Raw genomic sequence first — 15,161 nt, 5'->3', positions numbered from 1 at the left:
TCATGCTTCGCGCGGATCGAGCGCGTCGCGCAGGCCGTCGCCGAGGAGATTGAAGCCGATGACGACGAGGAAGATGGCGATGCCGGGCCACAGCGTCATCCAGGGTGCCTGGCTCAGGAAATTCTTCGCGGTGTTCAGCATCGAGCCCCAGGATGGCGCGGGTGCCTGCTGGCCAAGGCCGAGGAAGGAAAGGCTCGCCTCCGCGATGATGGCGGTCGCCACCGTCAGCGTCGCCTGCACGATGATGGGGGCAAAGACATTCGGCAGGATGTAGCGGGTCATGATATCGATGTGGTTCAGGCCGATGGACCTCGCCCCTTCGACATAATCTTCCATCTTGACGGCCAGCACCTGCCCGCGCGTCAACCGCACGAAAATCGGCATGGCGGAAAGGCCGATGGCGATCATCGCATTGGTGAGGCTCGGGCCGAGGAAGGCCGCAAGCGCAATCGCCATGATCAGGAAGGGCATGGCCAGCAACGCTTCGGTGATGCGGGAAATCACCATATCCACCCAGCCACCGAAATAACCGGCAATCAAACCGAAGGGCACGCCAATCACCACCGCGATCATCACGGAGACGACGCCCGCCATCAACGAGGCGCGGGCGCCATAGATCATGCGTGAGAGAATGTCGCGCCCGAGATCATCAGTGCCCAGCCAGTGGGCGGCCGACGGCGCCTTGCGGATGGCCGACCAGCTCGTCGCAACCGGGTCGGCAATCGGCAGGATCGGCGCGGCAATGGCAAGCACGGCGAAAAAAAGCACGATGATCAAGCCGGCGAGCGCCGATTTGTTGCGCTTCATTTTTTTCCAGGCGCGGCTTTCCTGCCGTGCCGCCGGTACGGATAGGTTTTGATCGAGAACGGTCATGATATCAGCCTCAGATTGTCGCCCTGAGGCGGGGATTGAGCAGGACATAGGCAATGTCGGCCAGAAGGTTCATGAGGATGAAACCGACGGCGGTGCAGAGCACAATGCCCTGCACGACGGCATAGTCGCGGGTGAACACCGCGTCGACCGTCATCTTGCCGAAGCCGGGAATGGTGAAAATCTGCTCCGTCAGCACCGCGCCGGCCAGCAATTCGCCGAAAAGCAGCGCCAGCAGCGTGATGACCGGCAGAAGCGCATTACGGAAACTATGCGACAGAATGATCTCGCGCGGCGAGAGCCCCTTGGCACGGGCGGTGCGGATATAGTCCGAACTCAAAACCGCCACCATCGCCGAGCGGGTATGACGCATCAGCGTCGCCGCTAACGCGTTGCCCAGCACGAAGGCGGGCATGATCATGGTTTCGATCGAACGGACAGGGTCTACGAAGATCGATTCATAACCGGACGCCGGCAGCCAGCCGAGCTTCACCGAAACAAGCAGGATCAACATGATACCGAGCCAGAAATTCGGGATGGACAGGCCGGAAAGCGCCACGATATTGGCCGTGTAATCGATCCACGTATTCTTCTTGACAGCAGCCAAAATGCCGATCGGAATGCCGATGACCATGGCAAAAAACATCGCCATGACAGCCAGCTGAATGGTGACAGGCAGCTTCTGGCCGATTAGTTCCAGCACGGGCTGGTTCGTCCGCAGCGAGATACCGAAATCGCCCGTCACCACGCCACCCAGCCAGTTGAGGTACTGCAACGGCACGGGGTCATTGAGGCGATATTTCTCACGCAGGAATTCGATCGTCGCGGGATCACGCTCCTCGCCCGCCATGGCAAGCACCGGATCACCCGGCAGCAGTTTCTGCAGCGAGAAAACGAAGATGGAAATGATCAGAAGCGTCGGGATCGCGACCAGCAGTCGCTTGCCGATATAAACAGGCATGGCATTGCCCCCGTTTGGGTCCGGTCTTGGCGGCCGCACGGCAAGCCGTGCGACCTATGCGAAGCGATCAGTCCTTGGAAACGCCGAGAAGGCGGATCATGCCATCAGGCGAAGGCGCCCAACCCTTGACCTTGTTGGAAATGGCATAGGCATAGGGCTGGTGGCCGAGATAGATGATCGGCATGTCATCGTTGAGGATGACGCTTGCGGCATCGTATTTTTCCTTGCGGACCGCATCTTCGGTCGAGGCGCGGGCCTCGTTCAGCAGCTTGTCGACCTCGGGATTGCAATATTTCACATCATTGATGCCGCCCTTGCAGGTGACGAACTGGTGCAGGTTGCCATCGGGATCGATACGCCCCGACCAGTCGGAGCGGCTGAGCTGATAGTTGCCGGCGGTCTGTTCGGACAGAAGCGTTGCAAATTCGGTCGCCTTAAGGGTGACGTTAAAGCCGGCCTCAGCCACCATGGACTGGATGACCTGCATCATCTGCGTCTGTGTTGTGTTGTTGGCGTGCTGGAGTTCGACATCAAGCGTCTCGTAGCCCGCCTCCTTCATCAGTTGCTTGGCCTTGTCGATGTCGCGCGTCGGTACTGGCAGGTTCTGGTTGAACCATGGGCTTGTCGGCGGGAATGACTGATTGCCGGCTTTGGAGGTACCCTCAAACACGATCTGGCCAATCGCTTCGCGGTCAATCGCGTAAGAGAAAGCCTGGCGCAGGCGCTTGTCCTTGCCGAGAGGATTGTCGGCGCGCGCGCCATTATTGATGTTGACATACATAGCCATGTAACCCGGCCCGATCACATCGGCATAGGTCAGTTTGGGATCGTTTTTGACCGATTCCGCATCGGACGCCGAGATGCGCTCGGCGATATCAAGGTCGCCTGCACGAAGGTTCGCCAGCTTCACGGTAGTATCGGGGATTGGCAGATAAACGATCTTGTCGACGAGGATCTTGTCCTTGTCCCAATAGTCGGCGAATTTCTCCAGCACGATACGGTCCTGCTGGATGCGCTCGACGAATTTGAACGGTCCGGCGCAGACCGGCTTGGAGCCGAAATTCGCACCCAGTTCCTTCGCCGCTTTCGGCGCCACGATCATACCGGCGCGGTCTGAAAGCTGCGCCAGCAGGGTAACGTCAGGCGTCTTAAGCGTAAATTTAACGTCCAGCGGTCCCGTCGCCTCGACCTTCTCGACCGAGGACAGTTCGCTCTTGCGGCGCGATTCCGGCAGCGTCATGTTGCGCTCGATGGTGGCGACGACGGCAGCCGCATCCAGCGTCTCGCCATCGTGGAATTTGACACCATCACGGATTTTCATGGTCAACACCTTGCCGCCTTCGGACCAGGCCCATTCGGTGGCCAGCTGCGGCACGATCTTCATATCCTGCGAGATATCCACCAGCTTGTCGCACATGGCGGTGTAGACGATGCGGCCGACAAAGGTGCGCGACTGCGCGGGGTCGAGCACATCGGCGTCGTCGTTGAGGCCGATGCGCAATTCGGACGATAGCGCCGGCACGGCGAGCACAGCGCTTGCCAACAGCGCAGCAGTCAGTGTCTGGATTTTCTTCATGTTCTTTCCTCTGGTCTGGTTATTTTGACTTTTTTGTCATTGGCCGCCCCCTCAAGGGACGACAGTTTTCACCCGTGGCCTCAAGAAGCCTCGGTTAGCGAATTATCGGCCTCAGCCGCATCGCCCTCCCCGGCTCTCTCTTCCAGAAAGCCGAGCGAGGTGGCGCGGATCAACCTTTCCTGATGCATGAGAAGGTGCTGACGCATGGCTTCACCAGCGCGCGCCGGATCACGGTCGGCGATGGCTTCAACAATGGCCATGTGCTGTTCAAAAGACGCCCTGCCATTCGTACCACTGCGGCGGGCAAGTTCACGGATCGACTGCCATGTATCGTCCTGTCGGATACGGTTGACGACATCGAAGATCGACAGGAACAGCTTGTTGCCGGCGCTCTGGGCGATCTGCCGATGGAGCGAACCGTCCCATAATTCCTTGGCATCGGCATCGGTGCTTTGGCCGGTCTTTTCCACAAGGGCGCGCATACGCTCCACCTCGGCCGGCTTTGCGCGCATGGCAGCAAGCTGCGCCAGTTGCGGCTCGATGCGCAGGCGCACCTCCATGATTTCCATGAAATCCGTACCGGCGACCAGTTCCGTGACCTGGGCGGACCAATCATCCGGTTTTTCACCCACAAAGGTTCCGGCCCCCTGCCGCCGCCAGATCAGGCCCTCTGCTTCCAATACTTCCAGGGCGCGCCGAACGGCGCGGCGGCCGACGTTAAAACTTTCGGCAAAGGCCCGTTCTGTCGGTAAGCGGCCGTCCTTCGAGACCTCATTCGTGTGAATATAGTCCCGAAGGCGAGCAAGCGCGTAGTTGGAGTTGTCGTTGGGACCCGCCGTCAATGCCGCACCATTTCTGTGAACCAATCGTGTATTGGTTCATTTGCGGAGAAATTCGGGTGCAGGTCAAGCGTATTTTTGAACCATAATTTTTGGTGCTCAAAACATGGGCACGAAGCATTTTTCAAAGGCTGCGCGCGGCTTTCATCTGCACGTTCTAGAACAGGGAACCCGACAACAAACGTTCCCTCCGCAACACGCTGCAACACTTGGCGAAACCATGCGTTATAGTCTCGCAGATCATGAGATGCCGGGGGCGATATGGACGACAGCGAGGATATTCCGAAGATCAACCGGCTTGTGTTGCAGAACCTGATAGCCGGGCTGAGTGACGGGCTGATATTGCTCGAAAACGACGGAACAATCGCCTGGGCAAACAGGGCCGCACTTGAGATGCACCGCAAAGAGGCGATATCCGAGCTTGGCGCTGACACCGAAAGCTACAGGCGGAATTTCACGCTTCGCTATCGCAACAACCATCTTCTAGACGAAGGGCAGTATCCGCTTGAACGGCTTCTCGCCGGAGAGACATTCGAAGATGTGACGGTGGAGATATCCCCAAGCGACGATGAAACCGAATGCTGGGTCCACACCGTGCGCGGTCTCATTCTCGAAGATGCCGGCGCGAAACCGGATGTGCTGGTGCTGATCATTCGCGACGAGACACCGCGCTTCGAGGCGGAAGCGCGGTTCGAGAGCGCCTTTAACGCCAATCCCGCGCCCGGCCTGATCTGTAGGTTGGAGGACGAGCGCTTCATTCGCGTCAACCAGGGTTTTCTGGAAATGACCGGTTTCAGCCGCGAAGAGATCATCGGCGTCAGCGTCGAGGAGCTTGGGCTGTTTTCCGAATGCGAGACGGGGGAAGACGCCCTCAAGCGCCTGCATGAGGGCCGCATCATCCGCCAGCGCGAGGCGCTCATTCCCATTCCCGGCGGCGACAGGCTGGTGATCGTGGCGGGCGAAACGATTGCCGTTGCCGAAGAGCCCTGCATGCTGTTCACCTTCGCCGATCTCGATGGCCGCCGAAAAGCCCAGAATGCCCTTCGTCAGAGCGAGGAGCGTTTCTTCAAATCCTTCCGCCTCTCGCCCGTGCCGGCAGCGATTTCGAGGCTGGACGACTTTGTGCTGACCGAAGTCAATGATGCGTTTCTGACGCTATGCGGGCGCAAGGAAGCCGAGGTTGTCGGCAAGACCGCGAGCGAATTGCGACTGTGGGACGATGTTCCGGCGCGGCGCGACATTGAAAAGCGGCTGAAGGACAATATCCCGATCCGCAATGAGGCCATGCGCATGAACCTTGCCGATGATGGCACGGCCGAATGCATCGTTTCCGCCGAACGCGCCGAAATCAACGACCAGCTCTGTGTCATCTGGGCGATACAGGACGTCACCGAACGGCGCAGATCCGAGAACGAGTTGATCGAAGCCATCGAAAGCGTCATGACCGACACCTCCTGGTTCAGCCGCACCGTGGTGGAGCGGCTGGCGGGGCTGCGGCAGAATTCGCGTGGTGCGTCGCCCTCCGCCTCGCTGAAGGACCTGACGGACCGGGAGGAGCAGATATTGTCACTGATCTGCGATGGCTCCAGCGACAAGGAAATGAGCGACCGGCTGAACCTCTCCAAACACACGATCCGCAACCACATCGCCTCGCTCTACGGCAAGATCGGCGTCAACCGCCGCACCGCGGCGGTGATCTGGGCGCGGGAACGCGGTTTTACCGGCCGCAGGGAAAAATAGCGGTCAGCCCGCATAAATTAGGTCAGTTTGTACCAGTTGAACTAGTAGTTATTGCTCTGCAAGGCGCGATTTTCCCGGCCTATCTTTCCATCATGCCGTTATTAACAGCGGCACTCTCGAACGATGGAAGGAATTCGTCATGGATAATAACCGTATCGAAGGTATCGCCCGTCAGACAAAGGGCACCATCAAGGAAGCCGCCGGAAAGATTACCGGCAACGACAAGCTTCAGGCGGAAGGCAAGGCCGAGAAACTGGCCGGCCAGGCGCAGGAGAAGCTCGGCCAGACGAAGGACACCGTCAAAAAAGCATTCAAGTGAACCGCCAATGTTCAAGGTTGGAGGTTTCACCATGATGCTTGCTTGTGAAGTAACGCCGGCGGCAAGCTGTCTCCCCCAGGAGGTCAGCCTTTGTGCCGCCTTGCAAGCCGTGCTCGCCTATGCGGATGGACAGGAACACAGTTCGATCTCCGTCACATCCGTCGAGGGCCGCATCGTGCTCTCGGGCGAAGTGGAAACGCTTTCTGCCTTCGAACGTGCGGTCATCATCGCAGAATGTTTCGCATCGCGGCCGATCATTGCCGATCTGGCGATCCGGCAGCGCCCCCACACCTACCTGGATGCCGCTTCCCCGCGCATCCGCCTCGTGAATAACAACAGGAGTGACAAACAATGAAGAAACTCGTTCTTGCAACGGCAATCGCAACTCTGGCCATTGCCCCGCTCGCTTCCGCCGAAACCAAGCACAGCGGCAAGCGTGCAACGGAAACCGCCCAAAAGGAACGCGTCGGCACCCTGTCCTGTGAAATCGCTGGCGGCGTCGGTCTTGTCGTCGGTTCCAGCAAGGCCGTGAACTGCGAGTTCCGCCAGCGTTCCGGCAAGACGGAGCGTTATACCGGCACGATCGGCAAGCTCGGCCTCGACATTGGCGTGACCGGCAAGACCTATATGAGCTGGATCGTGCTGAATACCGCCGCAAGCCGCGTGGGTGACGGTGCGCTGAGCGGCGACTATGTCGGCGCTTCGGCAGGTGCGTCTGTTGGTGTCGGCGTTGGCGCCAATGCGCTGATCGGCGGTAATGCCAAGAACTTCGCGCTACAGCCGATCAGCGCCGAGGTCGGCACCGGCGTCAACGTTGCAGCGGGTGTATCGCACCTCAAGCTGAAGCGTGCAGGTTAAGTCGCCCATCCGGGCATCTCTCCCCCGGCAATGAGCAACGTAACAGCAAGCGCGCCGCGATGATCGCGGCGCGCTTTTTCAATTGCAATATGGATGAGAAGCATCAGGGCTTCGGCGGAGGCGGCGGTGCGTCCTCCATCGGACCATGGCCGATTTCACCCGCCGGACCGCGCCTCATATCATGCTTGGGACCATGGCGAGGCGGACCGCCTGCCGGGCCCAATGCTTCGATGGTACCATCCTGTCGAACGATATAGCTCGCATGCAACACACCATCATCGAAACGGCCCTGTACGCTGATCGCCTCATCCACCTTCGCGGCTTTTCCATTTTCGCCTTCCGGTCCGGTATCAACGAGGGCACGGCCGCTGTCATCCTGAACGATGAACTTGTTGCCGAAGATTTCCGCCACCTTGCCCTTGAAGGTGACGAGGTTACCTTCCTTGACGGTGGAAATGGCAACGGGCGTCATCGGCGCCATTTCAGGCGTCGGCCTTGTCAGTTTGACCGCACCTGCACCGGCGGCGGCACCGACAGCAAGGATGGCAACGGCCGCGAACGTCATGGCCGCGGTTTTGCGACGGTGTTTCCGGTGTGGCGGCACCGGCGCTTCCGTCGCAGCTTTCGGCGCGGGGGAAGATTCGATTTCTTTATTGTCTTCAGAGTGGGACATGTTGATCTCCTGTTTGAATGGACAGGCATGTTTTAACCGCAGCCGGCCACCAGCAGCCTGAACCTTGTGGTTCAGCTTGAGTTAAGCCTTCCGGGCCTAATAAAACGCATCCAACACCATGAGCAGGCACACTATGCGGGTACTTCTTGTCGAAGACGACGGCGACCTTTCAAAGCGTATCGCGGCCAACCTGCGCGCGGAGAATTTCGTCGTCGACATCGCCCAGAATGGCGAGGATGCCGAACATGCCGGCCTGACCGAGCTTTACGACGTCGCCATTCTTGACCTCGGATTGCCCAGGATCGACGGTGTTTCGGTTCTGAAATCATGGCGGGCGGCGCAGCGCAACCTGCCTGTGCTGGTGCTGACGGCGCGCGACGGCTGGCCGGACAAGGTGGCAAGCTTCAAGGCCGGGGCAGATGATTTCCTGACAAAGCCGTTCAAGGTCGAAGAACTTGTTCTGCGGCTGCGTGCACTGGTTCGCCGCGCCACCGGCCATGCCGCGTCCATCGTTACCTGCGGTTCGCTTGTCTTCGACGCGCAGCTTGGAACCTTCGAACAGAACGGTCTGCCGCTAAAACTCACAGGATTGGAATGGCGCGTGCTCTCCTGCCTCATCCTGCGCAAGGAGGTGGTGGTTGACCGCCGTGAACTCATCGAACGGGTTTATGAAGGCGATGCGGAGGTGGATTCCAACTCCATCGAAGTCATCATTGCCCGTCTGCGGCGCAAGATCGGCGCCGAGCATATCGAGACCGTTCGGGGCCGCGGTTATATGTTGAAGGCCGAGCCATGAGCGAACCCAAGATCAACCATGGACCTTCGATATCGCGCCGCCTAACGGTTTTTTCAGTAATCTTCGTCACCGCAAGCGTGATGATCGCTTCGATCATTCTTTACCTCATCGTTGCCGGCGTCGTGCGTGAACAGATCGACCAGCGGCTCGATACGCAGATCGAAGGCCTGCGCAGCGCCCTTTCCATCGACGAGGCCGGCCGCGTGACGCTGAATGCCGCCCTCGATGGCCCGCCTTTCGACAGGCGCGGCTCCGGCTGGTACTGGCAGATCCGTGGCGAGGGCGTCGCCATCACCTCACGCTCGCTCGCCGGGCAGAGCCTGGACAATCCACCTTCCCCCTTCAACTGGGGCAAGATGATGGAGCATGGGCCGCGTCCCGGCGTCAACGCCGAGCTTCACGGTCAGGACCTCTATCTTCGCTCCATCCAGACCATGGTGGGCGCGAAACTCATCGAAATCACTGCCACCGCACCCCGTTTTGCGCTCGTTGCGCCTGCCCGCAGTGCGCTCTTATGGCTGATCCCGGCCATGACGCTGCTGGGCGCAAGTCTCGTCGCGGGCATTTTCCTGCAGGTGCGCTATGGTCTGCGGCCCCTGCGGCAGCTGACTGCCGACATTTCCTCGATTTCGGCCGGCACGCTGGAACGATTGCCTGACGCGGATGTGCAGGAACTTCGCCCTGCCTCCCGCGAGATAAACCGCCTTGTAGAACAGAACAGCGAAAGGCTGACCGAGACGCGCCTGCATTTTGCCAATCTCGCCCATGGCCTGAAAACGCCGGTCACGAGCCTTTATCTCGCGCTCAACGATACCAACGACCCCGATAATACCATGCGGGCGCTGGTGGACAGGATCGACCAGAGAATCCGCCATCATCTCGCGCGCGCCCGCAAGACCGCTGCCGGTGGCGTGGCTGCTACAACACCGGTCAGGCCGAGGGTGGACGATATTCTCGAGATCATGACGCATATATATGCGGACCGGGGTGTCGTCGCGACTGTGGAGGTGGATGACACCTTGCGGGTGCAGGTCGGGCCTGAAGATCTGGACGAGATTATCGGCAACATTACGGACAATGCCTTCAAATGGGCAAAGGGTCGGGTCAGAATTTCTGCCCGCCAAACGGGGCGCGATATCTTGCTCACGATCTCGGACGATGGCCCTGGCATCGACAACGCTCTCGTCTCAGAGGTATTCGAGCCCGGCAGACGCATGGACGAGACCGTGCCGGGAGACGGTTTCGGTCTTACCATCGTCAAGGAACTTGTCGAACTTCACGGCGGCAGGATCAGCATGGAGCGCAATGGCGATGGCGGGCTTACCTGCCTTCTCACCCTGCCCTCTGCCATATGATGCTCCCAAATCGCGGCCTGTTCCTCGATAAGCTTCTGCCTAGCGCCTGAAACAAATCCGGGCAGCGCAAGGCTGCCCGGAGAATGTCGAAGGCGTCAGTAATCACCCAAACAGCGCAAGGCTGCTCCTCACGGTCACCCACACACCCCAGAGCAGCGGAATACCGACGGCAGCCCAGGCGAGAGCCGCCTTGGCATCCAACCCGCCGCGGCCGATACCGAAGGAGCCAGTGGGGCCGGCATTGGCAGCGGCCGTCTTCGCCTGCAATGCTGCAACCTCAGCATCCGACATGAACCATTTGTCGGCGAGCGGCCGCACGAAGGCATTGGCAATGAGGCCGATGGCCAGCATGCCGGCGAGGATATACATGGTGCTGGTATAAAGCGCAGGGCCCGGAGCAACGCCCGCGGCGATCTGTGCCTCGCGAATATAGTTGACGACCACGGGTCCGGCGATGCCGGCCGTCGCCCATGCCGTCAGCAGGCGGCCATGGATTGCCCCCACGAACTGCGTGCCAAAAATATCGGCGAGATAGGCGGGAATGGTCGCGAAACCACCGCCATACATAGAGAGGATGATGCCGAAGGCGAGCACGAAGAGCGCCTTGTTGCCCATCGTCGCCAGCGTCGGTGCCAGCGCATACAGAATGATGCCGAGAACGAAGAAGCAGAAATAGGTGTTCTTGCGTCCGATCTTGTCGGACATCGACGCCCAGAAGAAACGGCCGCCGATGTTGAACAGCGACAGGAGCCCGGTGAACCCGGCGGCAATCGCTGCGATCTGTGCCTTCTGTCCCGCATCGAGATCGGCAAAACCGACACCCGGCAGGCCGATCAGCGAACCGGCAAAGATTTCCTGCAACATCGGCGAGGCCATGCCGATGACGCCGATGCCGGCAGAAACATTGAGGCAGAGAACCGCCCAGATCAACCAGAACTGCGGTGTCTTGTGTGCGTCACGCAGGTGGACGTGACGGGTGGTGATCATCGCACTTTTGGCGGCCGGTGCCGTCCAGCCTTCCGGACGCCAGCCGGCCGGGGGGATACGATAACCGAAGGCGCCCGCCATCATGAAGGCGAAATAGACCAGCGCCATGACGACGAAGGTCTGCCAGACGCCAATAGAGGCTTCGGTCTTGAAGGTATTCATCAGCAGGTTGGCGAGCGGCGCACCGATCATCGCACCACCGCCGAAGCCCATGATGGCCATGCCTGTCGCCATGCCGCGACGGTCCGGGAACCATTTGATCAGGGTCGAGACCGGGGAAATATAACCGAGGCCGAGGCCGACACCGCCGATGACGCCCGCACCCAGCCACATCAGCCAGAGCTGATGAGTGGCGACGCCGATTGCGGCCACCAGAATGCCGCCGCACCAGCAGCAGGCGGAAACGAAGCCCGCCTTGCGCGGGCCTACCCGTTCCAGCCAGCCGCCCCAGATGGCCGCCGAGCAGCCGAGAAGCACGAAGAACAGCGTATAAATCCAGCCGAGATCGGCCACGCGCCAGTTACACTCCGTGGTGAAAAGCGCCCCCATCAGGGTCAGGCTCGAGCAGCTCGGATCGGTCGCCGGCAGCGCTTTCGACAGCGGCAGCCAGAAAACACTGAAACCATAGGCCATGCCGATGCACAGATGGATGGCAAGAGCTGCCGGCGGCACCAGCCAGCGATTGAAACCCGGTCTTGCAATTATTCGTTCGCGGTCCAAAAATCCGGCCTGCGCCGCCTCTCCCGCCGTTGCGTCTGCTACTGCCATCGACATTACCTCCCTCGTGGATGTCTGGACATTTTCCATTCGCCCCGCCAGGCGAATTTCGATACCGCCGAACGTCCTCCCGTGCGGCGAAAAGCTTTATCGGTTTTCGCCCGGATCAGGCACGCGTCGTTTCCGGCACGCTCGGTTCTGACAGGGACTCGCCCGCAATCGGTCCTTTCCCGCCCGGCGCGCCCTTGGCATCGTCGCCGAGCCCCACGGCATCGGCTGCCGGCGCATCAGGCCTTCTGATCTCTTTCGATGCGGCAAACACAAGCGGCAGAAACTCACCGACGCCCGCATCCACCATCTCGAAGAAGCGGCGGCGCATGCGCGGTTCCCAGAACTTGTTGATATGCGTGGCAACGCCATCCACACGAATATCCTCCGGCTGCGACAGGAAAAACGTCGCGATCTGGTTCGCCATCCTCACCAGCTTTTCATCCGTGTGATTGAGTAACATGACCTACTCCCCGCGCCAGCTCCTCGGGCCAACGCCTCCATGAATGAGAAGGCCGGGACTGGCCCGGCCCCCGATTATTCCGCAGCTTCGAGCTTGCCGGCGATCCGGCGGGACTGACGCGCGAGCGCATCATATTCTTCCTGCCATTCCGTCGGCCCGTTGGAGGGCGACACCTGAACCGCCGTCACCTTGTATTCCGGACAATTGGTCGCCCAGTCGGAGAAGTCGGTGGTGATGACGTTCGCCTGCGTGCCGGGGTGATGGAAGGTCGTATAGACCACACCCGGTGCCACACGGTCGGTGATCAGCGCCCGGAGCGTCGTATCGCCGGACCGGCTGACGAGCTTGATCCAGTCGCCATCCTTCACGCCGCGCTGTTCGGCATCGTGCGGATGGATTTCCAGGCGATCCTCCTCGTGCCAGACGACGTTTTCGGTGCGCCGTGTCTGCGCGCCGACATTATATTGCGACAGGATGCGGCCGGTGGTGAGCAGCAGCGGGAAACGCGGACCGGTGCGTTCATCCGTCGCCACATATTCGGTGCGGATGAACTTACCCTTGCCACGCACGAAACCGTCCACATGCATGATCGGCGACCCTTCAGGGAATTTTTCGTTGCAGGGCCACTGCACCGACCCCTTCTCTTCCAGATAGGCGTAGGAAACGCTGGCAAAGCTTGGCGTCGTTGCCGCGATTTCGTCCATGATCTCGGAGGGATGCGTGTAGTTCCAGGTAAGGCCCATGGCCTGCGCCAGTTTCTGGGTCACTTCCCAGTCAGCATAACCGTTCTTCGGCGACATGACCTTGCGCACGCGGTTGATGCGGCGCTCCGCATTGGTGAAGGTGCCGTCCTTTTCGAGGAAGGTGGAACCCGGCAGGAACACATGGGCATAATTCGCCGTCTCGTTGAGGAAGAGATCGTGCACGACAACACATTCCATGGCAGCTAGGCCGGCGGATACGTGCTTGGTGTCCGGATCGGACTGGAGAATGTCCTCACCTTGGATGTAGATGCCTTTGAAGCTGCCATCAACGGCGGCGTCCAGCATGTTGGGAATACGCAGCCCCGGTTCGTTGTTGAGCTTCACGCCCCAGAGTTTCTCGAACACGTCGCGTGTCGCATCGTCGGAGATATGGCGATAGCCCGGCAGCTCATGCGGGAAAGACCCCATGTCGCAGGAGCCCTGCACATTGTTCTGACCGCGCAGCGGGTTGACGCCGACACCGGGGCGGCCGATGTTGCCCGTGACCATGGCAAGATTGGCGATTGCCATGACGGTGGTCGAACCCTGGCTGTGTTCCGTGACACCAAGACCGTAATAGATCGCGCCATTACCGCCGGTGGCATAAAGGCGGGCCGCACCACGCAGATCTTCAGCCGGTACGCCCGTGAAACGTTCCGTCTCTTCCGGGCTATGCTGCGGCTCGGCGACAAAAGCGGCCCAGTCCTCGAATTCCGACCAGTCGCAACGCTCGCGAATGAAGGCCTCGTTGAACAACCCTTCCGTGACTATCACATGCGCCAGTGCTGTCAGGACGGCAACGTTTGTTCCCGGCAGCAACGGCAGATGGAAAGCGGCCTCCACATGCGGCGTGCGCACAAGATCAATGCGGCGCGGATCGATGACGATCAGTTTCGCGCCCTGACGCAGCCGCTTCTTCAGTCGCGAACCGAAAACCGGATGGCCGTCGGTCGGGTTGGCACCGATGACAAGCACCACGTCGGATTGTTCGACGCTGTCGAAATTCTGCGTGCCTGCGGAGGTGCCGAAGGCCTGGCCAAGACCATAACCCGTCGGCGAATGGCAGACGCGGGCGCAGGTATCGACGTTATTATTGCCGAAGCCGGCGCGAACGAGTTTCTGCACGAGGAAGGTTTCCTCATTCGTGCAGCGCGACGAGGTGATGCCACCAATGGACTCCCGGCCATACTTGCCCTGAATGCGCCGAAACTCCGAAGCAACATAGGCAAAGGCCGCATCCCAGCTCACTTCCCGCCAGGGATCGCCGATATTCTCGCGGATCATCGGGTTGAGAATGCGATCCCTGTGGGTCGCATAACCATAGGCGAAGCGACCCTTGACGCAGGAATGACCGCGGTTTGCCTGCCCGTCCTTCCACGGCACCATGCGCACCAATTCCTCGCCACGCATTTCCGCCTTGAAGGAGCAGCCGACGCCGCAATAGGCGCAGGTGGTCACCATCGAATGTTCCGGCTGGCCGATCTCGATCACCGATTTTTCGGTAAGTGTCGCGGTCGGACAGGCCTGCACGCAGGCGCCGCAGGAAACGCAGTCGGAATCGAGAAACGCCTCGTGCGCCCCGGGCGATACGCGGCTCTCGAAACCACGGCCTTCGATCGTCAGCGCAAAGGTGCCCTGCACTTCCTCGCAGGCCCGAACGCAGCGGGAACAGACGATGCATTTGGACGGATCATAGGTGAAATAGGGATTGCTTTCGTCCTTCGGCATCCAGCGGGCATTGATATCGCCCCCTCCGGTGCGGGACTTGACGTGGTTGTCGCCCTCGTAACCGTAACGCACATCGCGAAGGCCCACGGCACCTGCCATGTCCTGCAATTCGCAATCGCCATTGGCGGCGCAGGTCAGACAGTCGAGCGGGTGGTCGGAGATATAAAGTTCCATCACACCCTTGCGGATCTGCTTCAGCCGCTCGGTCTGGGTATGCACGACGAGACCGGCAGCAACCGGCGTGGTGCAGGAGGCGGGGGTGCCGTTGCGGCCCTCCACCTCGATAAGACAGAGGCGACAGGAACCGAAGGCATCCACCATGTCGGTGGCGCAGAGTTTTGGGACATCGATGCCAGCTTCGCGCGAGGCGCGCATGATCGAGGTTCCCGTCGGAACGGTGACCTGCCGACCGTCGATCGTGAGCGTCACCATATCCGTCGCGTTGGATTTCGGGGTGCCGTAGTCGAATTCGGTTACAAGGGCCATGG

14 protein-coding genes are annotated in these 15,161 nt (G+C 60.2%); 6 read left to right on the top strand and 8 right to left on the bottom strand.

What is annotated here, in order from left to right; translation table 11 throughout:
- The 4 genes from ATU_RS22150 to ATU_RS22135 form a co-directional block, all read right to left on the bottom strand.
- On the bottom strand, nt 1–873 hold the full coding sequence (locus ATU_RS22150; RefSeq protein WP_035257191.1) for an ABC transporter permease: 873 nt from the start codon (nt 871–873) through the stop codon (nt 1–3).
- A gap of 10 nt (nt 874–883) precedes the next feature.
- A complete protein-coding gene (locus ATU_RS22145; RefSeq protein WP_006311351.1) occupies nt 884–1,831 on the bottom strand; it encodes an ABC transporter permease in 948 nt (315 codons plus the stop codon).
- Between the two features lie 67 nt (nt 1,832–1,898).
- The gene (locus ATU_RS22140) at nt 1,899–3,407 is read right to left on the bottom strand and encodes an ABC transporter substrate-binding protein (protein ID WP_010974099.1); all 1,509 of its coding nucleotides are present in this window, start codon (nt 3,405–3,407) and stop codon (nt 1,899–1,901) included.
- A gap of 80 nt (nt 3,408–3,487) precedes the next feature.
- Nucleotides 3,488–4,273, bottom strand: coding sequence for a FadR/GntR family transcriptional regulator (locus tag ATU_RS22135; RefSeq protein ID WP_010974098.1), 786 nt, complete (start codon nt 4,271–4,273; stop codon nt 3,488–3,490).
- A gap of 234 nt (nt 4,274–4,507) precedes the next feature.
- On the opposite strand from ATU_RS22135, the gene ATU_RS22130 reads away from it, so the two are divergent.
- The 4 genes from ATU_RS22130 to ATU_RS22115 all read left to right on the top strand — a co-directional run bounded on the left by ATU_RS22130 (nt 4,508) and on the right by ATU_RS22115 (nt 7,163).
- On the top strand, nt 4,508–5,986 hold the full coding sequence (locus ATU_RS22130) for a helix-turn-helix transcriptional regulator (protein WP_010974097.1): 1,479 nt from the start codon (nt 4,508–4,510) through the stop codon (nt 5,984–5,986).
- A gap of 139 nt (nt 5,987–6,125) precedes the next feature.
- On the top strand, nt 6,126–6,305 hold the full coding sequence (locus tag ATU_RS22125; protein ID WP_010974096.1) for a CsbD family protein: 180 nt from the start codon (nt 6,126–6,128) through the stop codon (nt 6,303–6,305).
- Between the two features lie 7 nt (nt 6,306–6,312).
- Nucleotides 6,313–6,660: a BON domain-containing protein gene (locus ATU_RS22120; protein WP_010974095.1), complete on the top strand. Its 348-nt coding sequence runs from the start codon at nt 6,313–6,315 to the stop codon at nt 6,658–6,660.
- Nucleotides 6,657–7,163 carry a DUF992 domain-containing protein gene (locus ATU_RS22115; protein ID WP_006311346.1) on the top strand — a complete coding sequence of 169 codons (507 nt, stop codon included), beginning with the start codon at nt 6,657–6,659 and terminating at the stop codon, nt 7,161–7,163. Before ATU_RS22120 ends, ATU_RS22115 begins: the two co-directional genes overlap by 4 nt.
- 103 nt (nt 7,164–7,266) lie before the next feature.
- Here the strand turns inward: ATU_RS22115 and ATU_RS22110 are convergent, their stop codons facing one another.
- A complete protein-coding gene (locus ATU_RS22110; RefSeq protein WP_006311344.1) occupies nt 7,267–7,836 on the bottom strand; it encodes a hypothetical protein in 570 nt (189 codons plus the stop codon).
- Nucleotides 7,837–7,969: 133 nt separating this feature from the next.
- On the opposite strand from ATU_RS22110, the gene ATU_RS22105 reads away from it, so the two are divergent.
- Both ATU_RS22105 and ATU_RS22100 read left to right on the top strand, forming a co-directional pair.
- Nucleotides 7,970–8,632, top strand: coding sequence for a response regulator transcription factor (locus ATU_RS22105; RefSeq protein WP_010974094.1), 663 nt, complete (start codon nt 7,970–7,972; stop codon nt 8,630–8,632).
- The gene (locus ATU_RS22100) at nt 8,629–9,987 is read left to right on the top strand and encodes a sensor histidine kinase (RefSeq protein WP_010974093.1); all 1,359 of its coding nucleotides are present in this window, start codon (nt 8,629–8,631) and stop codon (nt 9,985–9,987) included. The genes ATU_RS22105 and ATU_RS22100 overlap by 4 nt, the downstream gene beginning before the upstream one ends.
- Nucleotides 9,988–10,089: 102 nt before the next feature.
- Here the strand turns inward: ATU_RS22100 and ATU_RS22095 are convergent, their stop codons facing one another.
- The 3 genes from ATU_RS22095 to fdhF all read right to left on the bottom strand — a co-directional run bounded on the left by ATU_RS22095 (nt 10,090) and on the right by fdhF (nt 15,159).
- Nucleotides 10,090–11,742 (bottom strand): OFA family MFS transporter, encoded by a 1,653-nt coding sequence (locus ATU_RS22095; RefSeq protein ID WP_010974092.1) that lies wholly within the window; start codon nt 11,740–11,742, stop codon nt 10,090–10,092.
- A 115-nt stretch (nt 11,743–11,857) separates the two neighbouring features.
- Nucleotides 11,858–12,202 carry a formate dehydrogenase subunit delta gene (locus ATU_RS22090; protein ID WP_010974091.1) on the bottom strand — a complete coding sequence of 115 codons (345 nt, stop codon included), beginning with the start codon at nt 12,200–12,202 and terminating at the stop codon, nt 11,858–11,860.
- A gap of 74 nt (nt 12,203–12,276) precedes the next feature.
- Nucleotides 12,277–15,159 carry a formate dehydrogenase subunit alpha gene (gene fdhF, locus ATU_RS22085; protein ID WP_010974090.1) on the bottom strand — a complete coding sequence of 961 codons (2,883 nt, stop codon included), beginning with the start codon at nt 15,157–15,159 and terminating at the stop codon, nt 12,277–12,279.
- Nucleotides 15,160–15,161 lie beyond the last annotated feature (2 nt).

The organism is Agrobacterium fabrum str. C58, from assembly GCF_000092025.1.
GTDB lineage: Bacteria > Pseudomonadota > Alphaproteobacteria > Rhizobiales > Rhizobiaceae > Agrobacterium > Agrobacterium fabrum.
Note: the sequence above shows the minus strand (reverse complement) of the source record. Positions and strands in the feature narration are given on the sequence as shown.

Bases quoted from the DNA above. Each gene is read 5' to 3' on its own strand.
- ATU_RS22095 (WP_010974092.1), bottom strand. From the start codon at position 11,742: ATGGCAGTAGCAGACGCAACGGCGGGAGAGGCGGCGCAGGCCGGATTT.
- fdhF (WP_010974090.1), bottom strand. From the start codon at position 15,159: ATGGCCCTTGTAACCGAATTCGACTACGGCACCCCGAAATCCAACGCG.
- ATU_RS22115 (WP_006311346.1), top strand. From the start codon at position 6,657: ATGAAGAAACTCGTTCTTGCAACGGCAATCGCAACTCTGGCCATTGCC.
- ATU_RS22110 (WP_006311344.1), bottom strand. From the start codon at position 7,836: ATGTCCCACTCTGAAGACAATAAAGAAATCGAATCTTCCCCCGCGCCG.
- ATU_RS22140 (WP_010974099.1), bottom strand. From the start codon at position 3,407: ATGAAGAAAATCCAGACACTGACTGCTGCGCTGTTGGCAAGCGCTGTG.
- ATU_RS22090 (WP_010974091.1), bottom strand. From the start codon at position 12,202: ATGTTACTCAATCACACGGATGAAAAGCTGGTGAGGATGGCGAACCAG.
- ATU_RS22120 (WP_010974095.1), top strand. From the start codon at position 6,313: ATGTTCAAGGTTGGAGGTTTCACCATGATGCTTGCTTGTGAAGTAACG.
- ATU_RS22100 (WP_010974093.1), top strand. From the start codon at position 8,629: ATGAGCGAACCCAAGATCAACCATGGACCTTCGATATCGCGCCGCCTA.
- ATU_RS22150 (WP_035257191.1), bottom strand. From the start codon at position 873: ATGACCGTTCTCGATCAAAACCTATCCGTACCGGCGGCACGGCAGGAA.
- ATU_RS22130 (WP_010974097.1), top strand. From the start codon at position 4,508: ATGGACGACAGCGAGGATATTCCGAAGATCAACCGGCTTGTGTTGCAG.
- ATU_RS22105 (WP_010974094.1), top strand. From the start codon at position 7,970: ATGCGGGTACTTCTTGTCGAAGACGACGGCGACCTTTCAAAGCGTATC.
- ATU_RS22145 (WP_006311351.1), bottom strand. From the start codon at position 1,831: ATGCCTGTTTATATCGGCAAGCGACTGCTGGTCGCGATCCCGACGCTT.
- ATU_RS22125 (WP_010974096.1), top strand. From the start codon at position 6,126: ATGGATAATAACCGTATCGAAGGTATCGCCCGTCAGACAAAGGGCACC.